Annotated in this window: 22 protein-coding genes; 5 read left to right on the forward strand and 17 right to left on the reverse strand. The window is 54.1% G+C overall.

The window, feature by feature from the left end; all coding sequences use genetic code 11:
- Positions 1-2: 2 nt before the first annotated feature.
- The 8 genes from CWO84_RS04465 to CWO84_RS04500 form a co-directional block, all read right to left on the reverse strand.
- Positions 3-1,058, reverse strand: a complete 1,056-nt coding sequence (locus tag CWO84_RS04465; protein ID WP_205800340.1) for a sll0787 family AIR synthase-like protein — start codon at positions 1,056-1,058, stop codon at positions 3-5.
- The gene (locus CWO84_RS04470) at positions 1,055-1,597 is read right to left on the reverse strand and encodes an MSMEG_0567/Sll0786 family nitrogen starvation N-acetyltransferase (RefSeq protein WP_101051885.1); all 543 of its coding nucleotides are present in this window, start codon (positions 1,595-1,597) and stop codon (positions 1,055-1,057) included. The genes CWO84_RS04465 and CWO84_RS04470 overlap by 4 nt, the downstream gene beginning before the upstream one ends.
- A gap of 1 nt (position 1,598) precedes the next feature.
- Positions 1,599-2,711 carry an MSMEG_0568 family radical SAM protein gene (locus CWO84_RS04475; RefSeq protein ID WP_205800341.1) on the reverse strand — a complete coding sequence of 371 codons (1,113 nt, stop codon included), beginning with the start codon at positions 2,709-2,711 and terminating at the stop codon, positions 1,599-1,601.
- Positions 2,689-3,684 (reverse strand): Nit6803 family nitrilase, encoded by a 996-nt coding sequence (locus tag CWO84_RS04480; RefSeq protein WP_101051886.1) that lies wholly within the window; start codon positions 3,682-3,684, stop codon positions 2,689-2,691. Before CWO84_RS04480 ends, CWO84_RS04475 begins: the two co-directional genes overlap by 23 nt.
- 155 nt (positions 3,685-3,839) lie before the next feature.
- Positions 3,840-4,322, reverse strand: a complete 483-nt coding sequence (locus tag CWO84_RS04485; protein WP_101051887.1) for an MSMEG_0572/Sll0783 family nitrogen starvation response protein — start codon at positions 4,320-4,322, stop codon at positions 3,840-3,842.
- Between the two features lie 358 nt (positions 4,323-4,680).
- Positions 4,681-5,205 carry a hypothetical protein gene (locus tag CWO84_RS04490; protein WP_101051888.1) on the reverse strand — a complete coding sequence of 175 codons (525 nt, stop codon included), beginning with the start codon at positions 5,203-5,205 and terminating at the stop codon, positions 4,681-4,683.
- Between the two features lie 192 nt (positions 5,206-5,397).
- On the reverse strand, positions 5,398-6,894 hold the full coding sequence (locus CWO84_RS04495; protein ID WP_101051889.1) for a PepSY domain-containing protein: 1,497 nt from the start codon (positions 6,892-6,894) through the stop codon (positions 5,398-5,400).
- Positions 6,894-9,245, reverse strand: a complete 2,352-nt coding sequence (locus CWO84_RS04500; protein ID WP_101051890.1) for a TonB-dependent receptor — start codon at positions 9,243-9,245, stop codon at positions 6,894-6,896. The genes CWO84_RS04495 and CWO84_RS04500 overlap by 1 nt, the downstream gene beginning before the upstream one ends.
- A gap of 298 nt (positions 9,246-9,543) precedes the next feature.
- Here CWO84_RS04500 and CWO84_RS04505 point away from each other — a divergent pair, with 298 nt between their 5' ends.
- Both CWO84_RS04505 and CWO84_RS25135 read left to right on the forward strand, forming a co-directional pair.
- The gene (locus tag CWO84_RS04505) at positions 9,544-10,938 is read left to right on the forward strand and encodes an OFA family MFS transporter (protein WP_033156678.1); all 1,395 of its coding nucleotides are present in this window, start codon (positions 9,544-9,546) and stop codon (positions 10,936-10,938) included.
- A gap of 19 nt (positions 10,939-10,957) precedes the next feature.
- Complete coding sequence (locus CWO84_RS25135) at positions 10,958-11,086, forward strand: hypothetical protein (RefSeq protein ID WP_256438971.1); 129 nt, start codon at positions 10,958-10,960, stop codon at positions 11,084-11,086.
- Between the two features lie 3 nt (positions 11,087-11,089).
- Here the strand turns inward: CWO84_RS25135 and CWO84_RS04510 are convergent, their stop codons facing one another.
- Entirely contained in the window at positions 11,090-12,259 is a 1,170-nt protein-coding gene (locus CWO84_RS04510) for a right-handed parallel beta-helix repeat-containing protein (protein ID WP_101051891.1), read from the reverse strand.
- A gap of 208 nt (positions 12,260-12,467) precedes the next feature.
- Between CWO84_RS04510 and CWO84_RS04515 the strand changes: the two genes are divergently transcribed.
- On the forward strand, positions 12,468-12,824 hold the full coding sequence (locus CWO84_RS04515) for a hypothetical protein (RefSeq protein WP_101051892.1): 357 nt from the start codon (positions 12,468-12,470) through the stop codon (positions 12,822-12,824).
- A gap of 30 nt (positions 12,825-12,854) precedes the next feature.
- Here the strand turns inward: CWO84_RS04515 and CWO84_RS04520 are convergent, their stop codons facing one another.
- A complete protein-coding gene (locus tag CWO84_RS04520; RefSeq protein WP_101051893.1) occupies positions 12,855-14,885 on the reverse strand; it encodes a methyl-accepting chemotaxis protein in 2,031 nt (676 codons plus the stop codon).
- A 411-nt stretch (positions 14,886-15,296) separates the two neighbouring features.
- Here CWO84_RS04520 and CWO84_RS04525 point away from each other — a divergent pair, with 411 nt between their 5' ends.
- The gene (locus CWO84_RS04525; RefSeq protein WP_033156676.1) at positions 15,297-15,692 is read left to right on the forward strand and encodes a CBS domain-containing protein; all 396 of its coding nucleotides are present in this window, start codon (positions 15,297-15,299) and stop codon (positions 15,690-15,692) included.
- Positions 15,693-15,754: 62 nt separating this feature from the next.
- Here the strand turns inward: CWO84_RS04525 and CWO84_RS04530 are convergent, their stop codons facing one another.
- From CWO84_RS04530 to greB, 6 genes are all read right to left on the reverse strand, one after another.
- On the reverse strand, positions 15,755-16,267 hold the full coding sequence (locus CWO84_RS04530) for a hypothetical protein (RefSeq protein WP_033156675.1): 513 nt from the start codon (positions 16,265-16,267) through the stop codon (positions 15,755-15,757).
- 260 nt (positions 16,268-16,527) lie between these two features.
- A complete protein-coding gene (locus tag CWO84_RS04535) occupies positions 16,528-17,097 on the reverse strand; it encodes a hypothetical protein (protein ID WP_051669981.1) in 570 nt (189 codons plus the stop codon).
- A 313-nt stretch (positions 17,098-17,410) separates the two neighbouring features.
- On the reverse strand, positions 17,411-17,857 hold the full coding sequence (dtd, locus tag CWO84_RS04540) for a D-aminoacyl-tRNA deacylase (protein WP_033156673.1): 447 nt from the start codon (positions 17,855-17,857) through the stop codon (positions 17,411-17,413).
- Positions 17,854-18,264, reverse strand: a complete 411-nt coding sequence (locus CWO84_RS04545) for a gamma-glutamylcyclotransferase family protein (RefSeq protein ID WP_033156672.1) — start codon at positions 18,262-18,264, stop codon at positions 17,854-17,856. The genes dtd and CWO84_RS04545 overlap by 4 nt, the downstream gene beginning before the upstream one ends.
- Complete coding sequence (locus CWO84_RS24300) at positions 18,261-18,425, reverse strand: hypothetical protein (protein ID WP_165385942.1); 165 nt, start codon at positions 18,423-18,425, stop codon at positions 18,261-18,263. The genes CWO84_RS04545 and CWO84_RS24300 overlap by 4 nt, the downstream gene beginning before the upstream one ends.
- A gap of 1 nt (position 18,426) precedes the next feature.
- Positions 18,427-18,918 carry a transcription elongation factor GreB gene (gene greB / locus CWO84_RS04550; RefSeq protein ID WP_101051894.1) on the reverse strand — a complete coding sequence of 164 codons (492 nt, stop codon included), beginning with the start codon at positions 18,916-18,918 and terminating at the stop codon, positions 18,427-18,429.
- Positions 18,919-18,975: 57 nt separating this feature from the next.
- Here greB and CWO84_RS04555 point away from each other — a divergent pair, with 57 nt between their 5' ends.
- Positions 18,976-19,452, forward strand: a complete 477-nt coding sequence (locus tag CWO84_RS04555) for a peptidylprolyl isomerase (protein ID WP_033156671.1) — start codon at positions 18,976-18,978, stop codon at positions 19,450-19,452.
- 75 nt (positions 19,453-19,527) lie between these two features.
- On the opposite strand, the gene CWO84_RS04560 is transcribed toward CWO84_RS04555, so the two are convergent.
- Entirely contained in the window at positions 19,528-21,339 is a 1,812-nt protein-coding gene (locus CWO84_RS04560) for a TolC family protein (RefSeq protein WP_240617963.1), read from the reverse strand.

The following is a 21,339-nucleotide window of genomic DNA, read 5'->3' on the forward strand; positions in this document are numbered from 1 at the left end:
GGCTAGTCCTGCCGGTTTGGGCCGCAGCCGATCAGGGCTTCGCTGTTTAAATCCCAGAGCAGTTGCTCTGCGTCGCCGGCTTTAAGCCGCAACCGGCCACTGTCGTCAGTCTTGCCGATGGCCGCGCAAGCGATGCCGCGCAGGCTAAACAGTTCGATCACGTCGCCGGTGTCATGGGTATCGACGCTCAGCACGAAGCCGTAGCTGGGAAAGCAGCGCAACCATCTTGCCAAATCGATGTGGCTTGGACGCGGTATGGCGTTAATATCGATCACGCCGCCCAAACCGGAGCACTCCAACAGCATCAATAAGGTGCCGATTACGCCGGCATTGCTGATGTCCTTGGCGGCATCGCATAGGCCGGTTTCGGCCAGTGTTGGCAGGATTTCCAAATCTTGGCGTAGACGTTCCGGTGGCGCGCCGGTGCTGGCGTCCCACCACAAATAGGGTTCGCGAAAATGGCCGCGCAAATCGATGGCTGCCAGCAGTTGTTGTTCCGGTTTGGCGGCGAAACTGCTCAACAGTTTTTGCGCCCGACCCAGGATAGCTACCGATAATTGCGGACGGTCGTTACGCAAGTTGCTATGGCCGCCAACCACCGGTACGCCATAAACTTGCGAGGCGGTTGCCATGCCTTCCAGGATCGGTTTGGCTTGATTTTCACCGTCGCTCCAGATGGCATCGACGACGGCGATAGGCCGACCGCCCATAGCATAAATATCACTGACGTTGACCATCACGCCGCAATAGCCGGCGAACCAGGGCTGGGTGGCGACGAAGTCATTCAAATAGCCTTCGCTTGCCAGCAACAGGAAGCCGTCGCCGTCGGGGATGGCTGCGCAGTCATCGCCGACCGCTACGGCACTATCGTTCCCACGCTGCGCGTGGGAATGCAGACTGAACCGCTCCGCGGTTCGGGACGCTGGAGCGTCCGGGGCTGGGTTCCCACGCTGAGCGTGGGAACCATAGAGTCTTCCCACCACCTCGGCGATGTCGCGCTTATGCGCCAGCCCCAAGCCCTGTTGGATGCTCTTGGTCAATTCAGTCAATGAACTCATGCCGCGATCCGACTGGTCGTTACAAAACCGATGGCGCCGTCTGCATAAGGCGGATACCAAGCCAAGTCTGCTTGCATCAGATAATGCGGCCGCCCGTGCACCGCGATTTCCTGCAAGGTTTTCCAGTGCAGTCGGCGGAACAGCAATTGGTTGCGGCTTTGCACCTGCGCCAGAAAGCGGGTGCAACCCTGGGCATGGGCGCTGGTAACCGCCAGTTTGATTAAAGCCGCACCGAGACTGCCTTGTTTACGATAATCTTGATCCACCGCCAACCTCGAGCCCCACCAAACGCCGGGTTGTTCCTGATGAATCCGCACAGTGCCGACAACGCGATCCGGCAACCCAGCGACGCAGGCGATGGCGACGATAGGGGTGGCTATGTGGTCGATGTCGTCCAGATCGTCGCCGGCAAAAATACCTTGTTCTTCACAGAACACGGCTTGGCGTAGCGCCCGCATTTGTTTGCGTTCCCAATCTTCGGTGACGAATTTGATCAGGTAAGCGTTGGCAAAAAACGGTTTAAAGTTGGTTGTCCACATCTCACACCTCATAACTGGCCAGTGCCGAGCAAGCAGCGCATTTGGCGCAACCGGCTTTCATGTTTTGGGACAGCAGGTTCGCCTGCTTCAGCATCGCGCCCAACGGCGGCAGGATTTTTGCCATGAAGGCCGGCGTCGGTGCCGGATGGTTTTGCAAGGGTGTGCCGCTGATCGGCACAAACGGCACCACGAAGGGGTAAACGCCTTTGGCGATCAACTGTTCGGACATCGACAGAATCGCTTCCGGCGTGTCGCCCAAGCCAGCCAGGATATAGGTACTCACCTGACCGCGACCGAATACCGCCACCGCGGCGTCGAACGCATCCATGTAACGGTCCAGCGGCACGCTGGCCTTGCCGGGCATGATGCGTTCGCGCACTGCCGGCGTCACCGCTTCCAGATGCATGCCCAAACTATCAATGCCGTAAGCCTTCATGCGTTCGAACCAGATGTTGTCGTCCGGCGGCTCGCATTGGCCTTGAATCGCCAGATCGACTGCTGTTTTAACAGCTTCGGCACTTTCGCAGAGCATTGCCGCGCCCCTGTCGGTGAGATTCGGCGTGCCGGTAGTCATGACCATGTGTTTAACCTGATCCAGTTCGACCGCGGCTTTCGCGACCTCGGCCAATTGTTCGGGTGTTTTGCGTAATATGGTCTTACCGGCTGCCAGTGACTGACCGATGGCGCAGAACTGGCAGGATGTTTTGCGGTTGCCGAAACGGATACAGGATTGCAGTAGCGTGGTCGCTAACACATCCGACGAATGCAGCGTGGCGATCTGCGAATAAGGAATGCCGTCTACCGTTTGCAAAACATAAAAACGTGGCTGGCGCGGGAATTGAACGTGGCTGACCACAGCGCCGTCTCGGCGAATCTCGCTGATACCGTTGACATCGGGCCGACTGGCGACGAACGGCGACTCGCAAGCCGAGACCGTGGCTATCGGTATCATCACGGTTCGGCCCGACAAGTTAACGGCTTTGTGGTCAGAAGGGCCGGCACCGCCACGCCGTCCTGTGATGCCGACTTCGCTGCCTTCCAGGCGTAAGCCTAAGGATTGCAAATCGGCGATCAGCTCTGCCACGCCGACTTTAGTGTGTGCTGATAGCGTCATCGCGGTCGCTCTCCTGGATGGGGTGAGATGAAACGGCGGGCAGGTCGCTGAACATCGGTACTGCCGGCCTGTCGGCTATGCGCAAACTAAGTAGCTCAGGCCGGGCGTAATGGCCGACCGAATCCATCATTCGTTTACGTTTGCTGATTAAATTCATATCAAGATCGGCGATCAGCATGCCTTCGCCTTCCCGTAACGGTTCGACGACATGTTGGCCTTCCGGCGAAATGATGGCCGTGCAGCAACCGCCGCGCAGGGCTTTTTGCAGGGCTGGCTCGGTAGTGACCGCGTCGATTTGCTCATCGTTGAGCCAGCCGGTGGCGTTGATGACAAAGCAACCGGATTCCAGCGCATGGTGGCGGATCGTCACTTCAATTTGCTCGGCAAAGATCGGCCCGACCAAGGAGCCGGGAAACTGGCTGCAATGAATCTGCTCGTGCTGGGCCATCAACGCATAGCGGGCCAGCGGGTTGTAATGTTCCCAGCAGGCCAGCGCGCCGATACGGCCGATGCCGGTTTGCACGACCTTTAAGCCCGAGGCATCACCTTGACCCCAAACCATGCGTTCGTGATAAGTCGGGGTGATCTTACGGCGTTTCAGCGCCAGGCGGCCGGTTTCATCGAAAATCAGTTGCGTGTTATATAAGCTGCCGTGGTCACGCTCGTTGATGCCCAACACCACCACAATGCCATGCGCCTTGGCTTGCGCCGCGACCGCGTCGGTAATCGGGCCAGGTACCGTCGGCGCGTAATCGTAAAGCTTCAAGTGTTCTCGGCCCTGGGTGACCGGCGGCATCACGAAGGAAAAGTAGGGGTAATAAGGCACGAAGGTTTCCGGGAACACCACGATTTGTGCGCCTTTCGCGGCGGCGTCGCTGATGGCTTGGCAAACCTTGTCGCCGGTGGCGGTGGCGGATTCGAACACCGGCGCAATCTGTACCGCCGCCGCTCTGACGATGTTGGGATTGGTCACTTTTTTCTCCTGTGGATGATCAACAAGCTCAAAACGTAGGTTGGGCTGAATGCAATGAAGCCCAACAATTTGATTTTGTTGGGTTACGCTACGCTAACCCAACCTACATTTTGGTTTTTACGACGCCCTCTCGATGAAGGGTTCGGCGTTACGGTTTATAAAGTCCAGGTATCCAGGATGAAGGCGTTGTCGCGCTGGTGCAGTAACACGATGTCTAACACATCTAGTGGGCTGATCGGACGGATGCCCGGCAACAGGCTGGGTTCGCCATGACCATACAGGGCTTGCAAGGCAAAGCGGCAGGCATAGACTTTGCCGCCTTCTTCGATGAATTTGGCAAGCTGATTGGCGTAGTTTTGATGGCCGGGAAATGATTCGTCACCCAGGCGCGGAAAACCGCGTTGCAAACCCAATGTCACGCCCGGACCATATAGCAGGATGGAGGTTTCGAAGCCTTTGCGTTGCAAACGGGTGGCTTGCAGCAGATTGACGAAGCCGATCGATCCTTCAAAGGCGACGGTATGGAATTTGACCAAGGCTTTCTGGCCTGGCTCGGCTTTGACGTCTTCAAATACTTTTTCTTCGAAATCGACAAAACAATCGCCTTTTTGATGTGCTGGTGCGGTGACTGCGGGCATGAAGTTCTCCTGGATGTTAGTAAAAAATGCCCTGTATCGGCGGGATGGATACAGGGACGTATTTCTGGCCGCCAGCGTTGCCTGGTCGACGGTGAATACTTTACTAAGCTAGGAAAAAGCCAAACAGATTCAGTTTATTGCCTAATTTTTAAGTACAGATTTAGTGAAATGAAATCTGTATGGCTTGAAAAAGCGCATAACTGTTATGGTGGCATTTCGCCAAATCATTCAATTTGCGAGCGAGCCAATCAACTCAGATCATATTTTTAGATCGCAAACACCGGATCGTGCTGTCTACTTGGAAATGCCGCCAGGGGCAGCGGCGCGAAGCCTGTCACTTTGCTGTTCTGCGCAAATATCAGTTAGCTGACGGCTGAAGCGCCGGATTGCCGGTTCTCTTCGCGGTAAACTCAACAGGCACGTGCGTCGAATAACCGCCTTCAGTTTGCATCACAAATTTAATTTCATCGCCGGCCATTTTGCCTTGATACCGATGGATAGCCTGTTGTGTGGGACCTGATCCCAGCGATTCCGGGGTTTTGGTGATAAAACGCAAGGTGCCTCCGGCGATCTCGCCTTCTAAAATGCCGTTTGGGCTGCCGGTAAATGTAGCGCTGCCATATAGCTGCGTATCGCTACCGGCGAAATCGAATCGCTCTTGATAATTAGCGTTCGGCCAGTCATAGCTGACTTGGGCTTGCCATAATCCGTTGATTGCCGGCCGCTGTTCTGCGCCGCTTAACAGATCTATTAGATTCCGGGTGGCGTTGGTAAACGTCGAAAGGCCAATAACCAGCGTGCTGACTGCAATCAACAATGACAGCAGCGGGTTGTTTCTAATCCGGGTATTGATTCTGTCCAAGCGGGTTCTTGAGTCGTTCATGGTTTTAGTATCCGTAGCATTTTGGCGTTTTGGTAGAAGGGGACTACCCGGCGAGGTTAAACGTGCCGACAGAATAAGCGTTTTGGCTGACGTTTTCTAACGGTTATCGACTAAGCCGATCAGGCTTGGGGAGCGCTGATAAGGGATGGGTGGCTCCCGCCTGCTTGGAAGCATCGGTGTTCGTGGGTTGGCTTAATGAATAGCCAGCTTGCGCTTCGCACGCCGCCAGCCGATGACGATGCCGCTTGCGCTAATCAACAAGCCGCCGGTGCTGAATACTATCAACACAATATCCCAGACAGGCCGATTGTTCAGTAAAGGCAGCCAGTCCCAACTGTGTAAAAAGGCAAATAGCCAGCGGCTGACGCGCCTACCGGCATCGAGTTTGCTGAAGTGACCGGTGTAGGGGTCGAGATGCAGCCAGGTGCTGTCGGCGTCGGCAAATTCCAAACGCAGGATAGGCAAACGTTTGTCGATGTGCCCGGTCATGGTATGCGCGGCGCGGCTGTAGTAGTAAAAATCGTATTCGTTTAACACGCTTTGCCTGGCAATTTTATTCGGAGCCATGAGCCGTTCGGCTGCGGTTTGCAGGGCCGGCCACTCGAATTTCTCGAAAACCCGGCTATCAGTCTGCGCCGTCTGGATACGGCTGCGGCCCTGACCATCAAAAGCAATGTAAAAACCTTGGCCGTTCAGTACGCGCCATTCGATTTCCCGCGGCTGAAACCCGGTATTTTGAAAACGCGCCAAGGCTTCCGCTGCGGACAACGGGAAATACTGCGGCGAAATGTCTCCGCCCATGTAGGTCTGGAGCTTGGGTTTGGCGGCGGTGGAGTCGAATATTTTCCACGGATTCATCGAAAATAAGCCACTGAGTATCCAAGTGAAGGCGATTACGCCAAAGCCCAATCCCAGCAGGTGATGCCACCGCATCCAGGCCTCGCGGTATGGGGTTTTTGTGCCATGTTTGTAACGGCCCTGAAAACGCCAACGCAGTATGCCAACGATTAGGCCAAGCAAACTTAATACCGAACCGGCCAGCGCGGTGTAAATGACAATGTCCGCCGCGTAACGATCCAAAGCGCCGCCGCGAAACGGATATAGCCAATGAATCCAGGCGCCCAGCCAGTTCCAGGTGCGTTCGTGGCGAGTGGCATCGCGCACCACTTCGCCGGTAGTGTTGGAAATATAAAGCAGCGTGGCTTGCTCGTCGGCCATTTGCACGCGGTGCAGCGGCCGATGTTCGTCCAGCGCTTTGGAATGCGTCCAGGCGTCTTCGTCGATGCGATCCAGATAATAGCCGTCAGCCGTCGCCAGAAAGCTGCCGGCTGACGCTAAGGCCTGGGCCGGCGTCACCTGATCGACACGGTTCCCGGTTTCGGCATCCACGGCGATTTGGGTTTTGCCGTAAGCAAATACATAACGCGGCGCGCCGGCCACGCTGGTCAAGCGCACGCTATCGGGACTTTTGGCTTGAGCACTAGCTTCCAATGCTTGTGCAAGGTTGATGCGGCAGCGCTCAGCCGCCAAGCCAGGCAAGGCGCTCAGCTTTTCCTGTGGTGTCAGTTTGGGGTAGCCGACATACATCATCACGACGCCGGATACGAACCACATGGCCATGAAACAGCACAAGGCTATACCCAGCCAACGGTGAACCAGATATAGATTGCGCTTTAGCCCGTTGAGCATTAAAAGTCTACTTTCAATTCCATCATGAAGGTACGCGGTGCGGCGACGAAAAATAACGGGGCGTTACCGCCGCTACCCCATTCGACGTATTGCTCGTCGGACAGGTTTTTAACCCGCGCGGTGACCGTGGCTTTTGGATTAAATTTCCAGAACAGTTGGGTATCGAATACCGCATAAGCCGGGGTTTTGATCAGGTTGGCGGTATCGACGAAACGGTCGCCGACGTAGCGCGAGCCAAAATTCCATTGCCAGTCGGCATCGAAATCCCAGGTCAGCCAGGCATTAGCCACCCATTTGGCGACATTGGCCGGCCGATTGCCTTTTCTTGAGACCGTGCTGGTGCCGACGGTTTCCAGGAATTTGTCGTACTGGGCATCGACGTAGGCCATGTTGCCTTGCACGCTCCATTCGTCGGTGAGTTGTACCCCGATATTGGCCTCTACACCGCCAGAGGACTGTGCGCCAATCGGTAACTGCCGATTTCGGTCCGTCGGATCGGTTATCGATAGATTTTTCCGTTCGATGTAATAGCCTGCCAGTGTCGCCGAGCCTTTGCCGTCCCAAAAATCGAATTTGGTACCCACCTCCGCTTGCCGGCCGGTGGTGAGATCGAAGTCTTGCAGCGCGGCGAAGGTGCCGGTGGTCAAAATGCCGGACGGCGGATCGGCTGCGGTGCTGTATTGTGCGTAGACGTTAAAGGTGGAGGTGATGTCGTACATCAACGCTGCCCGCCAAGTTACAGCCGTCCAGCGGCGGCCGAAAGCGGCGGGGCTGGTGGCGGTCGGAGGCACAAAGGAAGTACGTAAATTTTTCGCATCCAGACGAATATCGTCTACCCGCACGCCCGTGATCAAGTTTAAATCGGGCACCAGAGTCAGGCGGTTTTCGGCATAACCGGCGACGGTATACAGTTCGTTGCGGGCGTTGGAGATTGGCCCGGTGGCCAGAGGGTTGTCGTAGTAGGTGCCGGTGCTGAAATTGTATGGGTTAACGATACTGACGGTGCCTGTCGAGCTTTCCATGCTGGGTGCGCGGGTTTGCTTGTTGTAGGCAATGTCGACCCCGGCCGAAATTTTCGAAGGCAGGCTGAACCAATTACTGCTATGCACGATTTCGAATCGGTTGCCGACCAAGGCTTGATCGTGATTTACCGCAAACGATTTATTGCGGGTAATCAGCGAATTCGTGCTGTTCCAGTCGTAACCTTCTACGTTTAAATACTGGCGATCCGCTTTGTAATAGTAAAAGGTGTTTTTGAATTGGGTGTTATCGGACAGTTGATAGTCGACAATGTCGCGTAACCAAAACACCTGCTGATCAAATACCGAACCACTGGCGTTATAGTTTTTAAAGCGGGTGCCGGGGTCTATTTGGCCTTCGGTGGGCCCTAAACCGGCGGTACCCCAGGGGACTATTCTACCGTTGACGACCGGATTCAGCACCGGCGTGCCCCAGTAAGAATCGCGGTCTTCCATCTGATGCTCGAAGGCGATGGTGTGCGACAGTTTGGACGTAATGTCGCTTAACAAGGAAAACGACATCACGCCGGAATCGGCTTCCGTGTGGTCGATATAGCCTTCGGAACCCAAATAGCTGATGTCGGCTTGCAGCCAGTTATCGGTATTGCCGAGTTGGCCGTTGAAACCGTAGGACGCCCGGCGATTTAAGTATTCTCCCAGCGAAACTAAGCCGTGATGTTCATCCGGGCCGCGATGCGCAATTTTGCTGACATAGTTGACCGAGCCGCCTACTGCACCTTGGCCGTATAAAAATGTGGACGGCCCACCCAAGACTTCGACGCGATCAGTGAGCCAACTGTCGATGGGGCGGGCGGCCACGACATCATATTGCACGGTAATGCCGTTGAACAGCTGCGTGATTTGCGAACCGGTGAAACCCCGCATCGACACCGAGCCCGCCGAGCCGGGTTGCGACGATACGATGATGCCTGGGGCTCTTTCCAAGGCTTCCTGCGTAGTCTGCGCGCCGCGCTTTTCGAAAGTTGCCCGATCAATAATCGTGATCGAAGCCGGCGTTTCGCGAGGTGTCAGGCCCAGGCGGCTGCCGGTAGCGGCTTCGGTATCCAGTTGCGGTTTTTGGTTGGGTGGATTAAAGGGAGCCGTTCCCGCTACGGTGACTGTATCCAGTGTAGTGGTGGTGTCGCTGGTTTGGCTTTGGCTAGTGGTTCTGGCCGTTTTGGTTTTGCTGTTGGTCTCGCTGGTTTTTAGATCCTCGGTCGGCGATGGCTCGGCAGCGTGAGCGATGCCGTGCAGCGAAAACAGCAAGGCGGCGACGCCTGCTAGGTGGCCGGGTTGGGCAACTGGAAAATCCTGTAACTTGGTTTTTTTCATTGTTTTTATCAGGTATTTAGAAGTTAGAAGGCTTTTGGGTGGCAGCAATTAGTGTGCCGGGAACGGAAGTCCCAACACGGCGGGTGTTGCAGGGCATAAGGGCTGAGTTTTTTAATTAATCTATGTTAGATAAATGGACGGTTTCGCGGTATATGGCTTGTTTCGCCGGCTTGGTACTGATTTAGGTCCGCGGATATTTGACTTAAAGCCCACCGGCCGGCAATGCTAAAATGCCGCATGGGCCGGCGCTGCGGTAAAACGCCACTATCAAAAATTTAGTTAAACAATGGATTCAAGTATGTCGGGATTTTTTTCCAAACAACATAGCGTCGCGCAGCCCGGCTATAGCCGTTGGTTAGTGCCGCCGGCGGCTTTATCGGTGCATCTGTGCATCGGCCAAGCCTATGCGTTCAGTGTGTTCAACGATCCATTGACTCGGGTAATAGGCATCGGTACCTCCGCGCCGGAGGATTGGAAGCTGACGACGCTGGGCTGGATATTCAGCCTGGCGATTGTGTTTTTAGGGTTGTCGGCGGCGTTCGGCGGTAAATGGCTGGAAAAAGTCGGGCCACGCCTGACGATGTTCGTTGCGGCTTGCTGTTTTGGCGGTGGTTTTTTAATCTCCGCACTGGGCGTGCACCTGCATGAAATTTGGCTGATTTATCTGGGTTATGGGGTGATTGGCGGTATTGGTTTGGGTTTGGGCTATGTGTCGCCGGTATCGACGTTGATCAAATGGTTTCCCGACCGGCGCGGTATGGCGACCGGTATGGCTATCATGGGTTTCGGCGGCGGGGCGATGATAGGCGCGCCCTTATCGGTGTTGCTGATGGACCAGTTTAAATCGGCCGAATCGGTTGGCGTAGTGCAAACATTTTTGGTGATGGGCGGCCTGTATTTTTGTTCGATGCTGATAGGTGCATTGACCATCCGCATCCCGCCGCCTGATTGGCAGCCTGCGGGATGGACGCCGCCGCTGGTGCAAAACAAAATGATCACCGATAAGCACGTGCATATCGACCAAGCTTTAAAAACCCCGCAATTTTATTTGCTGTGGCTGGTACTGTGCCTGAATGTGACGGCCGGTATCGGTGTGCTGGGGCAAGCTTCGGTGATGATACAGGAGATGTTTAAAGGCTCGGTAACGCCGGCCTCGGCGGCCGGTTTCGTCGGTTTGCTGAGTTTGTTCAATATGGGCGGGCGGTTTTTTTGGTCGTCGGCGTCGGATTATCTCGGGCGTAAAAACACCTATTTTATTTTTTTCGCGGTGGGCGCTGGCTTGTATTCCACCATACCTACCATGGGTATGAGCGGCAATATGGCGCTGTTCGTGTTGCTGTACGCCTTGATCATGAGTATGTACGGCGGCGGTTTTTCGACGATTCCGGCTTATTTAGCGGATATTTTCGGCACGCGCTTTGTCGGCGGAATCCATGGCCGCTTATTAACCGCTTGGTCAACCGCTGGCGTGTTGGGGCCGGTGTTGGTGAATTACATTCGCGAATATCAAATAGGCCAGGGCGTGGCTAAGGCCGATGCCTACAACGTCACCATGTACATTATGGCCGGACTATTGGTGGTGGGTTTTATCGCCAATCTATCGATCCGCCCGGTGCATGAGAAACATCATATGAAACACGGCGATTTCGACGAGCTGGACGGTATTTATCCGGCTGACGAAGCCGAACATTAAGTAAGGCAGGGCACTTTTTATGAATAACTCCGAATCGGGCAAATCTTCCAGCCCCTGGCTGTTGGCGGTATTCTGGCTTTATGTACTGATCCCGCTCAGTTGGGGTGTGTGGTCAACGTTGAAAAAGGCCTTGGCTTTGTTCAGCTGAGGTTTAATCGGGCTGTTTGGCGATAAATTCGTAGGCGCCCACATCAAGCGGTCCTTGTTGGCGGCGTTTTTCGCTGCCGCGCGGATGGCGATAGACAAATTGGGGATTAAGCAGCATCCCGTTGGCGGCGAGTCCGGGGGAGATGCCCTGATCGATTGCCGGCGCATTAGGTTTCAGGCGGTAATCGTAACTTGCCGGATCAAGTAACACGTTGGCCTTAGCCTTGAGGTCGTGGTTTTCCTGGTTGGGGCCAATCATGGCGGTGGCTTCGCCTATCAACAGATTGTTGATTAACATCGCGGTGGCAATACTGTGATTATGCAGAAACGAGCCGCCGGGGTAATCGTTGACGAAAGTGTTGTTCACCAGATATAGCTGTTGATTCGGCTGAGTTTGGTTGTGTTCGGCGGCAAAAGCCAGCATCGCGGCATTTTCGGTGTTGGCGCTTTGATGAAACAGATTGCCAATCAAGTAGCCGGCACCGCCATCCGGTAAGTCCACCAAATAGCTGGAGCCGTTACGCTCGTCGGTGATGCGATTGTAAAGAATATAGTTTTCCCTGGCCCGCGATTTGACGTTATGGCCGGTGCTGGCATCGTGGATATAAGAATTTTGCAGGGTAAAACGGCGGATATTGCCAATGTAGATGTTATGGCCGAGTTTACCGTAGCGCGGATAATCGACGGTGTTGTCGTTAAACTCCGAATTTTCAATCAAGATGTCGCTGTCAGGGTTAACGCCGGTCAAGATACCCATCTGGTTATGATGAAAATGGCAATTCCTTAGAGTCAGATGAGTACCTTCGAAGCGGATGCCGGCACCGTTCAGCGCCGGTGCGCTGGCCCCGGAAAGTTCGATATTTTCAACGACCGTGTCATTGCCTTTTAGTACCCAAATCGCTTTGCCTTCCGCTGAATTGCCAAGTGCTTCCAGGTGGGCGCCGCCTGCCATTCCGCGTATGGTCAAGCGCTGCTGCGGCCAACTGGCGACGTCGCCCTGGTATAGCCCGGCATCGATGCTGACCACATCGCCGTCTTTGGCGAGTCTTGCAGCCGCGCTAGGCAGCTTAAGCGCGCGCTGCGGGCCGACTTGCCAATTGGTGCCGTGCGCCGGGAAGGCCAGCAGCCAACTAACCACACTGATCAAACATCCCGACAATATCAAGCGATGCATCCCGACTCCTGGTTGTGGGCAGCTGTAAAATTCACTAATCCCAAGCGCTATGTTCTGTCTGATCGGCAGCGCCTTACAAAGGCGTCGGACTGAACTTGCAATATTTAAAGTAATACTTGGGCCAGATAAGAGTATTATCCTGTCATCAGGCATATTTGCCAGACCTACGACTTGATTATAAGAATAGCGAGACGCTACTGGAGGAACTATGGCTTCACTTGATATGCAAGGGGCTTACGATTTGAGCAATGCCAAAATCAACGAATTAATTACGGAAAGCGCCGAAGGCAATTACGCCTTGGGCATTATTAATCAAAAAACCAATAAGTTTGTCGTCAAATACGTCGGCCGTTCGGAAACCGACCTAAACGCCCGCTTGAAGCAACATGTCGGCAGGTATCCCAAATTTAAGTTTAGCTATGCCGCATCGCCCAAGGCCGCATTCGAAAAAGTCTGCCAAAACTATCATGATTTCGGCGGCTCGAAAAAACTGCTGAATCACGTGCATCCGACGCGGCCAGCCGATGTCGATTGGAAATGTCCATGCTGCAACGAATTCGATTGAATTTTTGCACTAAGTATTTCCAAGCCGTGGTTAATAGGTTGCGGAGTGATTGAAAAAGGCAAAACAGGCTTTTAAGCTCTGCGCGGTTTCCGGCGGCATGAATTCGTTGAATTTAACCCCGTAGTGGTGCTCGCCATCGATAGGCTTGTACCACACTATGCTACACATCAGTTCCAGCGGTAGTTGCGATTCATATTGCTGAATATTGTCGTACGGAATGCGCAGCTGAATAGCAATCGAGCTATTCAGCGGGCAGGGCAGTTCCACAGGCAGACGCAAACAGGCACCGGACATGCTGAAATCAGCAGTGACGCCGTCGAGAACTAAGTCGGCGATTTCGACATGGGCCAGCAAGTATTGGCTGCTGCGCGGAAATTTGCGGTTCTCGTTGGCGGCGGGAGTCGCCGTCCACTGCGCATCGAAGCTAAAGTGTTCCAGCATAGTACGCATTTTTTCGGTCACCACGTAAAGATCGTCGCTGATGGTTCGGGTGATGTGCACTTTGGATTCGTTCTGCCCCAGCGCGTCGAATAAAGCTTCTACCCGGGTCTGCAATTGGTTGACGTTTTCCAGTTGATATTTGGACACCTGGGAGATTTGCTGCGCCGTACCCGCATTTTCTGCTATCTGACCGACTATTTCGCTAATCACTACACTGGTGGTTTCGGCTTTTTCCATGCCCTGTTTGGTGGTCTGGATGATGGAGCCCATCGCCAGAGTATTTTCTTCGATGATTTTGGTTAATTCGCCAATAATGCTGGCAATTTCGGCGGTCGCGCCGGAAGCGTTTTGCGCCAGTTTCCGCACTTCATCGGCTACCACCGCAAAACCTCTGCCGTATTCACCGGCTCTGGCGGCTTCGATGGCCGCGTTTAAGGCCAGTAGATTGGTTTGCTCGGTGATGTTGCGGATGGTGGTGGTAATATCCTGAATTTGCCGATTAGCTTGGCGCAGCGCCACGGTTTTAGCTTCCGCGTTTTCCACTTCCTTCACAACCCGGCGCATTTCATCAAGATTTTCGTTAACGGCGACAATGCCTTTTTGTGCCGTGTTTTGCGTTTGCTGGGTGCGGTGGCGAATCTCAACGGAAAAGCGTTCGACTTCTTCGGTGGTGCTACGTAATTGTTCGGTAGCGGTTTTTACCTCGGATGATCTAGCTTGTTCCGAGCGATTGGCATTGGAAATACCGCCGGAAATATTGGATATTTGGTAGGAAGACTGGCCGATTTGCTTGCTAACCGCGTTGATCTCGCGCATATGGCGGGTTAGTTCCTGGCCCATGAGCTTCATGGTCGCCAATAGGCTGTTGGTATCGTTTTTCTCAGTGGCGACTTTGATGTCTAATTGGCCTTTGGCGATACTGCCGGCAATTTTCGACGCATAGCTGGGCTCGCCGCCCAACACGCTAAATAATTTTCGCGTCAGCCAGATATTGGCGGTGACTATCAAAAGCAAAGCCAGGCCGGCGACGGTGGCGCTGACCGTAAACATCTGGCTTTGCATCTGATTTTGCTGCTGTGAGGCGGCGTTGGCTTGCTGTTCCACGCTGCCGGCAAGCTGATTGAGTTTGTTGGCCAGAATTTCCGAAGCCGCGTCGAAGCCATTTTCCGGCGCTTTCATGATCAGGTTGCCGGCTTCACGGCCTTGCTGAAAATAGGCGTTAGCCATGTGTTCGCCGGTGGCATAAAGCTCTGTCACGGCGTTATCGGCGTCCTTAATCGCCGGGTTCATGTCCGGCATCATCGCCAGTAAACTCGTCAGTTCCGCGTGAGCGGCATTTTTTTCCGCCAAGGCGTCGCTGTAATCGTCTTCGCCTACCGCTGATGCATCGGTGAGAAATTGCTGGATTTGTACGACGTGATAGCGAACATTTTTAAATGCCAGCGTCGCATTTATCAGACGTTGTTTTTCGGCTTCCGCTGTTTCCAGTTTGCCGTGGCTAAGCCACACAAACATATTGCCGACTATCAGCAATAAAGCCACCGTGGCGGTCAGTACGGTCAACAGTTTGCGTAAGGAAAAGTCCTGGGGTGCGGACTGATTACTATGGCGATCAAGCATAAGCGGTATCCATTTTCAGCAGAAACGTCAATGTGCGGTTTCACAAGTTTAGACTGATACGCGAGTTGCATAATCATTTTGCAACTTACAAAGCCCGCCGTTGAATGTCGTCGTATCCGCACGGCCGGGAACGCAAATCTCAACGGTCTGGCAGAAAATTCCTACATTACTGAAAATGGCCGTTACAAGGAGTTTGCGGGTGGGGGGGCAGCATTAATTCGTTAGCCCGGAATGGGTGGCCGACGCCGAAATCAACCGGTATTTCGGTGGCTGCTGCTTTGGAATAATAAAGCTAGCTAGTGTGGGGAATTTTTATAATAATCGCATAGGGCAGAAGTCAGCTGGTCGCCGAACCGGTCGGTCCCGAGGCTGTCCAAGTGTAGAATAAAAAATAATAACAGGAGGTACACCATGCTAGCCAAAATAGCTGTAGTCGATTACATGTCGACCAAAATCGTTACCGTTACCCCCGATACCGAAATTTCTCAGGCTGTTAAGATTTTGCTGGACCACAAAGTAACCAGCGTGCCGGTTGTGGACCAACACGGTAAGTTGGTGGGGATATTTTCCGAAAAAGACGGCATGAAGGTGTTTGTCGAATCCGCTTACAACCAAAGCATGGCTGGAAAAGTAGGTGAGTTCATGAGCAAAGACCCGCAATTTGTGAGTGCCGATGCCAGTCTGGTGGATGTCGCCAGCAAATTTCAGGAATCGCCGACCAGGAGTTTCCCGGTTTTTCAAAACGATCAGTTTGTCGGCATGATTAGCCGCGTTGATGTGTTAAGAGCACTGTTAGCCATTCGTTAGATGTGTTAGTTCAAGAGTAGACTGCCATTCCCCTGGGATGGTGGTCTGCCCCTTGTCCCGTCTTATTGCCGCACGCCTGCCGACACGTAGGTACCCATGATGGTATCGGTGCAGGTTGCGGTAATCTTCGCGCCGTTCGGCGTTACCGTGCCGGTGCAATTGCCCTTCGAAACCCAGCCGTTTTGGTACTGCGCGGTGTAATCGTAAGTCAGGGTTTGCCCGATCAGATTACCGCTGCCTTTTGATGTATAGCCCACGCCTTGCGCCAACATTCCCCAGCCCTGGAATTCAAAACTGTCGCTCTGTTGGTTGATGTGGGTGCCGCCTGCGGTAGGCGCGGCGGGGTTATACCAGTCGCCGCTGATGTTGATGACTGGCACAGGCTCCACTACTGCCGGTTTTGCCGGGGCAATCGGCGGAGAAATTGCCGTCACGGTTTGCTGTGCCGGCGGCGATTCTACGGCCTTTTGTTGTCCAGTCAATTTATCCCAGTTAGAGATAATAGCGACACTGATCGAGCCGATGACACCAATGATCGCGGCGGCGATAGCGGGATTTTGATTGGATTCGGCCATAAGTTCCTCTGTTGCTGCATAAAAATGTCCGGCCGCCTGAGGTGGCACAGTTTGAGAATTTAGCGCAGATGTAAACGATTCGGCAATCTAAAAGATGCGCTCGTCGGCTAAAGAATAAATGGGAGAGAGTTAAGAGGCTGGATCTAGCCGAGTGAAGAGGGCGGTAGGGGGCTTTTCGAGCGGGCTGGACTGGTTTGACTGGGCCTAACTGCGGTCACTACATCACCGCAGTGAGGCCCAATCGGATCTGAGGTTACAGATTATTTATCGCATTTATGCGCGGAGCCGCAGCAATCGGCCATGTCGCCGCCGTGCTTTTTGCAATGATCCGCACTGCAATCATGGGCTGCGCCGCCTTGATGATGGGCGCAATGGTGGCTGCTGCAATTGGCGGCAGCGGCGGCTTCGTGATGGGCACAATGCTCGGCACCGCATTGGTGGGCGCTGGCATGGGCATCTTGCGCGCAATGTTGGGCGCAGACTTTATCTTTAGCACCTGGGTGATCGGCGCAATGTTTCGCGCAATCGTGTTCGGCTGCGGCTTTGTCGGCACAATGTTTCAGGCAAGCTTTGCCTTTTTTACCTTTGTGTTTGGCGCAATGTTCAACGCAATTGTGCGCTGCGGCATCGGCTTTATGTTTAGCGCAATGTTCCGGAGACATGGCGGGTGCCGCCGCTGGCGCGGGGGCAGCAGTTTCAGCCGGTGCAGCGGTTACAGGCGTCACGACCGCAGGCTCAGCAGTTGCTTCGACCGGTTTTGCGGATTCGCAGCCTGTCAGGGTCAGCAAAGCCGGCAAGGTTAAGGCGATTAGCAAATGTTGAATTTTCATAAGTATTTCTCTGTGGGTGATAAAGGAGGCGCAATTGTAGGGGTAAGGTGCACGTTAGGCAAATAAAATTGTGTTATTTAACACAGAATAATTTATTGGCGAGCGCGCCTATCTGACAGTGACTGCCAAGCCGTTCCTCAATTTCCTTGGGTTTGTCACGCCCGCGAAGGCGGGAGCCGTTACATCTTACGGCGAATCCACTCTAGCGGCTGAGCTTGCGCCTTTGCGGGAGCGATAATATTTAAGGGCGGGTTGGTAATTCGACCGGGTGAGCGGTCAGGCAGTGATTCCCGAATCCAAACGGTATGCAAAATTACTTTTCCAGACAACGTAAGGTAAAAGTCACCGGGCCGTCGTTGATCAACGCTACTTTCATGTCGGCGCCGAATTCGCCGAACTGGCTGCTTGGGTAAATCTCCAGCGCGCGCTTTTGCAAATACGCGAATAATTCCCGGCCCATTGCCGGCGGCGCGGCCGAGGCAAAACTGGGCCGGTTGCCGGTATCGGTGTTGGCCGCCAAGGTAAATTGCGGTACCAGCAGCAGGCCGCCTTGAATATCGCGCAGACTCAGATTCATTTTGTCGTCCGCGTCCGCAAAGATGCGGTAATTCAAAATCCGCTCCAGCAAGCGGTCCGCTTGCTTGGGGGTGTCGGCTTTCTCGACAGCCACCAGCGCCATAATGCCGGTGCCGATCACGCCGATGTCGTTGCAGTTGACCGTGACTTTGGCTTGAGTCACGCGCTGGATAATGCTGATCATGTTTTGTCCTTGAGATGATGAAGATAGTCGCCGCTTAAGATCCGCTGCAAACCGGTCGTCGGACGGTTGTATAGGTAGGTCCAAGCGCAAACGCTTTGTCCGTCGGGCAGGTTTACTAAAAGTTGGCGGCGGATGTATTCATGCGGCTGCGGAAAATGCGTGGCGCATTCTTCGTAAATATCCAATACAGACAGTGTGTGTTCGGGGGTGCCAAGTAAGTACAGTTCGCCTTTGATCTGCGTTGTGCCGCGGGTTACGGCGCCTGGATAATTATCGATTTCATACAAATCGCCGTGCATAAACGCAGGGCCTATGTAATCGCAATCGTCTAGAAATGGGTGTTGAGTTTGATCGTCCGGGTTTCTGCGCAGCGTACCGTAGACAAACAGGTATTGCGCGCAGCTCATGAATAGATCTGATCGACCAACGCCTTGAACCAGCGTGGGCGGAACGCGATGACATACAGTAGCGTCAAACCCATCAGCGGAAAGGGGCCTATTTCGACGATGGTCAGCAGCAGAATGATCACGAACCACTTGAATCGGGTAAAGGCGGCTTGCGTACTCATCTTAATACTTGATCGCGGTAATGTAATACCGCGTTTCCTGCTCGGCATGGCGGATTGTCACTTCGTCGTCCAGCATCTTCTTCAATAAGGCTTTCGCCAGAGGTGAGTCCAGGCTGATCAAACCACCCGTAGTATCGATTTCGTCGGCACCGACGATGCGGTAGGTGATTTCCTCTCCATCCATCGTTTCCAAAGTCACCCAGGCACCGAAAAATACCTGATCGCGATTGCTCGGCTTCTCGGACACGACAGTCAACGACGGCAAGCGCTTTTGCAGATAATGAATACGCCGGTCGATTTCTCGTAGTTCTTTTTTGCGGTAGATGTATTCTGCGTTCTCGGAACGATCACCTTCCGCAGCGGCGGCGGACAGGGCTATGGTTACGTGCTTGCGCCGTTCCCAAAGCTGTTTCAACTCGGTTTCCAGGGTCCGATAGCCTTCGGCGGTGATGTAAGGTGAAGATTTGGGGCGGGGCGGTCGCCAGCGTGACATGTTTTTTCGGGGAAAAGGTTATATGATGTCGGCTTTTTTCATCTAGCGAATACGCATATGCAAATCACAGACAAAACGGCTGTTTCCATACATTATACCTTAACCAACCAAGACGGTGAGCAGCTGGACAGTTCCAGAGGCGAGGAACCCTTGTTGTATTTGCATGGCGCGGGCAACATCATTGCGGGTTTGGAAGCCGCTTTAAACGGCAAGCAAGCGGGCGATAAATTCAACGTCACCATCGCTGCCGATCAAGCCTACGGCGAAGTCTCCGAAGAAATGATTCAAGTTGTTTCCAAGAAAATGTTCGACGGGATGGATATTGAAGTCGGGATGCAATTTCACGCCGATGTCAGCCATGGTCCGGGCATCATTACCATCGTGGAGATCGACGGCGACGATATTACCATCGACGGCAACCATCCATTGGCCGGTGAAGATTTGACGTTTGACGTGGAAGTCATGGATGTCAGACCGGCCACAGCCGACGAAGTGGCTCACGGCCATATCCACGGTTCAGGTTGCCATCACTAACCGTCGTTTTCCAACATCAGACCGGTAAGCGATAAACGCGCGGCTTTTATCGCTTACATTGACTCACTGCCGTTGTTACTGAGCACTCGCGCTCAGGCCCAAATCCACCCGGCTATGTCCCAGCAAGGTGCCGGTAGCAAACGCCAGATCTATCATCGACACTTGATAATCGCCGATGGCGCGCACTTCGCGTAATTGCGCTTCACCGAGCCGGGTCAGGGTTTCCAGTACCTCGGTCATGGTCCGCAAGCCTTCTTTGAATTGTTTCAGTTCTGCGTCGTAATTCAAACCGGCCAGTACCACGTTTTGCCGGGTGGCTAAAATCCGCTGCCAGTTCTGGCTCATTTGATCCAGCGAGTCGTAGATTTCCCGGCGTACGCTCAATTCGCGCAGTTGTTGCGTGGTCAGACGTTGCATGCGTTCTTGCACGGCCCGATCCAGACGGGCGCGGCGCAGCTCGTTGCTGAGTGGGATCTCCATGCGTACGCCCACCGACCAATCCGAATAATTGCCGCTCAAGGTCTGATCAAAAGCGCCACCGTAGGACGCCGTATCGCGGCCCAGTGCGGCGTAGTTGTAATCCAGCATGAACATCGGCAGGGTTTGATTGCTGAGGTAGTCGATTTTGGTCAAGTCAGCGGCCAGCTTTAATTCCAGTTCCAGCAATTCCAGGCGGCCGTCCAGCGCGCGTTGCGCCAATTGCTCGCGGTCCAGATTAAATTCCAGCAGGGTCGGCGAGGTCTCGGGAATCAGCAGCGTTTGTGAATCCAGATCCAGGTCCGGCGCGTTTAATAACAATTTCAGTTGGCGCTGGCGGGTTTTCAGGCTGGTTTCGGCGATGATCAAAGACTCCAGCCGCTCGGCCACGCCGATTTCGGCCCGGTTGATTTCCACGTTGGCTGTCAAGCCTTCCGCCACGCGCTTCCTGACCATGCTCAGATTGTTGGAGGCGTTTTCGTATTGCTGGCGGCGCACGTCCAATTCGCCCCAAGCCACATACAGACTCCAATAAGCGCGCTCAACCATGGCCAACACCCGAATCGCCTGCAGACGGGTTTTTACGTCGACGGCTTGTTGTTCGTAACGGGCGATGCGGATGCCGGCGACGTTATTGGAAATCCCGGCATCGCGCAGTAAGGGCTGGCTGATGGAAAACCGCAGCGCATTTTGATACTGGTCCGAAGCGACACCGCGAAACTGCCGTTTGCCGTCGAACGGTGAACTGACGGTAATTTTGGCGCCGGTACGCAACGGAATCACGATACCGGCTTCCATATCCAGCACCTCGGTTTCCTGCGGCACGGCGGTGAGTTTGTCGATTTCATTTTTCAGCGGCGAAGTGGGATCCACCGGCGTAAAGCTGACGACATCCAGATTTTGCGCCGGGGTGTTTTTCTTGCCGTATTTGGCCTTGGCGAAGATCAAATCGTCGAATTTGGCTTGCTCTTCGCTGACTGAAGTGGCGGCGATTTTTGGATCGGCCTGGGCGATTTTTAAATCCAGGTTATTTTCCAAAGCCATACTGCGCACCGCAGTGATGGACAATTGCTTGCTCGCTTCCGGTGCTGCCTTCGGTAATTCCGGCTTCGTCGCGCTGGGAGGCGGCAGGATAGTCGCCGACTTGGGCCGGCCTTCCTTAAACTTGGGCAAGGCCTGCTCCACAGTTTGCGGCGGCAGTTGCGAAATCGCCGGTAGCGGTAAACCCTCATCAGGTTTCAGGCGTTCTTCCACGCGCTTGACCAGTTTCCGGTCGGGGCTGGTGTCGAGATATTGTCCGCAACTGACCAGCAAAGGTATCAGCAAGAGTGCGCCGATGCGCCGCCGGCAGGCTTGCAAGTGTTTGGCCGTAGCCCCTGATGGGTGTTGACGGGATGCGAAACGATTCAT

Source organism: Methylomonas sp. Kb3, assembly GCF_002834115.1.
In the GTDB taxonomy this organism is placed as follows: domain Bacteria; phylum Pseudomonadota; class Gammaproteobacteria; order Methylococcales; family Methylomonadaceae; genus Methylomonas; species Methylomonas defluvii.

What these genes read in the sequence shown, in the direction of transcription:
- CWO84_RS04490 (WP_101051888.1), bottom strand. Translation starts at nt 5,205, where the DNA reads ATGAACGACTCAAGAACCCGCTTGGACAGAATCAATACCCGGATTAGA.
- CWO84_RS04520 (WP_101051893.1), bottom strand. Translation starts at nt 14,885, where the DNA reads ATGCTTGATCGCCATAGTAATCAGTCCGCACCCCAGGACTTTTCCTTA.
- CWO84_RS04560 (WP_240617963.1), bottom strand. Translation starts at nt 21,339, where the DNA reads ATGAATCGTTTCGCATCCCGTCAACACCCATCAGGGGCTACGGCCAAA.
- CWO84_RS24300 (WP_165385942.1), bottom strand. Translation starts at nt 18,425, where the DNA reads ATGAGTACGCAAGCCGCCTTTACCCGATTCAAGTGGTTCGTGATCATT.
- CWO84_RS04530 (WP_033156675.1), bottom strand. Translation starts at nt 16,267, where the DNA reads ATGGCCGAATCCAATCAAAATCCCGCTATCGCCGCCGCGATCATTGGT.
- greB (WP_101051894.1), bottom strand. Translation starts at nt 18,918, where the DNA reads ATGTCACGCTGGCGACCGCCCCGCCCCAAATCTTCACCTTACATCACC.
- dtd (WP_033156673.1), bottom strand. Translation starts at nt 17,857, where the DNA reads ATGATCAGCATTATCCAGCGCGTGACTCAAGCCAAAGTCACGGTCAAC.
- CWO84_RS04555 (WP_033156671.1), top strand. Translation starts at nt 18,976, where the DNA reads ATGCAAATCACAGACAAAACGGCTGTTTCCATACATTATACCTTAACC.
- CWO84_RS04495 (WP_101051889.1), bottom strand. Translation starts at nt 6,894, where the DNA reads ATGCTCAACGGGCTAAAGCGCAATCTATATCTGGTTCACCGTTGGCTG.
- CWO84_RS04545 (WP_033156672.1), bottom strand. Translation starts at nt 18,264, where the DNA reads ATGAGCTGCGCGCAATACCTGTTTGTCTACGGTACGCTGCGCAGAAAC.
- CWO84_RS04500 (WP_101051890.1), bottom strand. Translation starts at nt 9,245, where the DNA reads ATGAAAAAAACCAAGTTACAGGATTTTCCAGTTGCCCAACCCGGCCAC.
- CWO84_RS04465 (WP_205800340.1), bottom strand. Translation starts at nt 1,058, where the DNA reads ATGAGTTCATTGACTGAATTGACCAAGAGCATCCAACAGGGCTTGGGG.
- CWO84_RS04510 (WP_101051891.1), bottom strand. Translation starts at nt 12,259, where the DNA reads ATGCATCGCTTGATATTGTCGGGATGTTTGATCAGTGTGGTTAGTTGG.
- CWO84_RS04485 (WP_101051887.1), bottom strand. Translation starts at nt 4,322, where the DNA reads ATGCCCGCAGTCACCGCACCAGCACATCAAAAAGGCGATTGTTTTGTC.
- CWO84_RS04535 (WP_051669981.1), bottom strand. Translation starts at nt 17,097, where the DNA reads ATGAAAATTCAACATTTGCTAATCGCCTTAACCTTGCCGGCTTTGCTG.
- CWO84_RS04505 (WP_033156678.1), top strand. Translation starts at nt 9,544, where the DNA reads ATGTCGGGATTTTTTTCCAAACAACATAGCGTCGCGCAGCCCGGCTAT.
- CWO84_RS04525 (WP_033156676.1), top strand. Translation starts at nt 15,297, where the DNA reads ATGCTAGCCAAAATAGCTGTAGTCGATTACATGTCGACCAAAATCGTT.
- CWO84_RS04470 (WP_101051885.1), bottom strand. Translation starts at nt 1,597, where the DNA reads ATGTGGACAACCAACTTTAAACCGTTTTTTGCCAACGCTTACCTGATC.
- CWO84_RS04475 (WP_205800341.1), bottom strand. Translation starts at nt 2,711, where the DNA reads ATGACGCTATCAGCACACACTAAAGTCGGCGTGGCAGAGCTGATCGCC.
- CWO84_RS04515 (WP_101051892.1), top strand. Translation starts at nt 12,468, where the DNA reads ATGGCTTCACTTGATATGCAAGGGGCTTACGATTTGAGCAATGCCAAA.
- CWO84_RS25135 (WP_256438971.1), top strand. Translation starts at nt 10,958, where the DNA reads ATGAATAACTCCGAATCGGGCAAATCTTCCAGCCCCTGGCTGTTGGCG.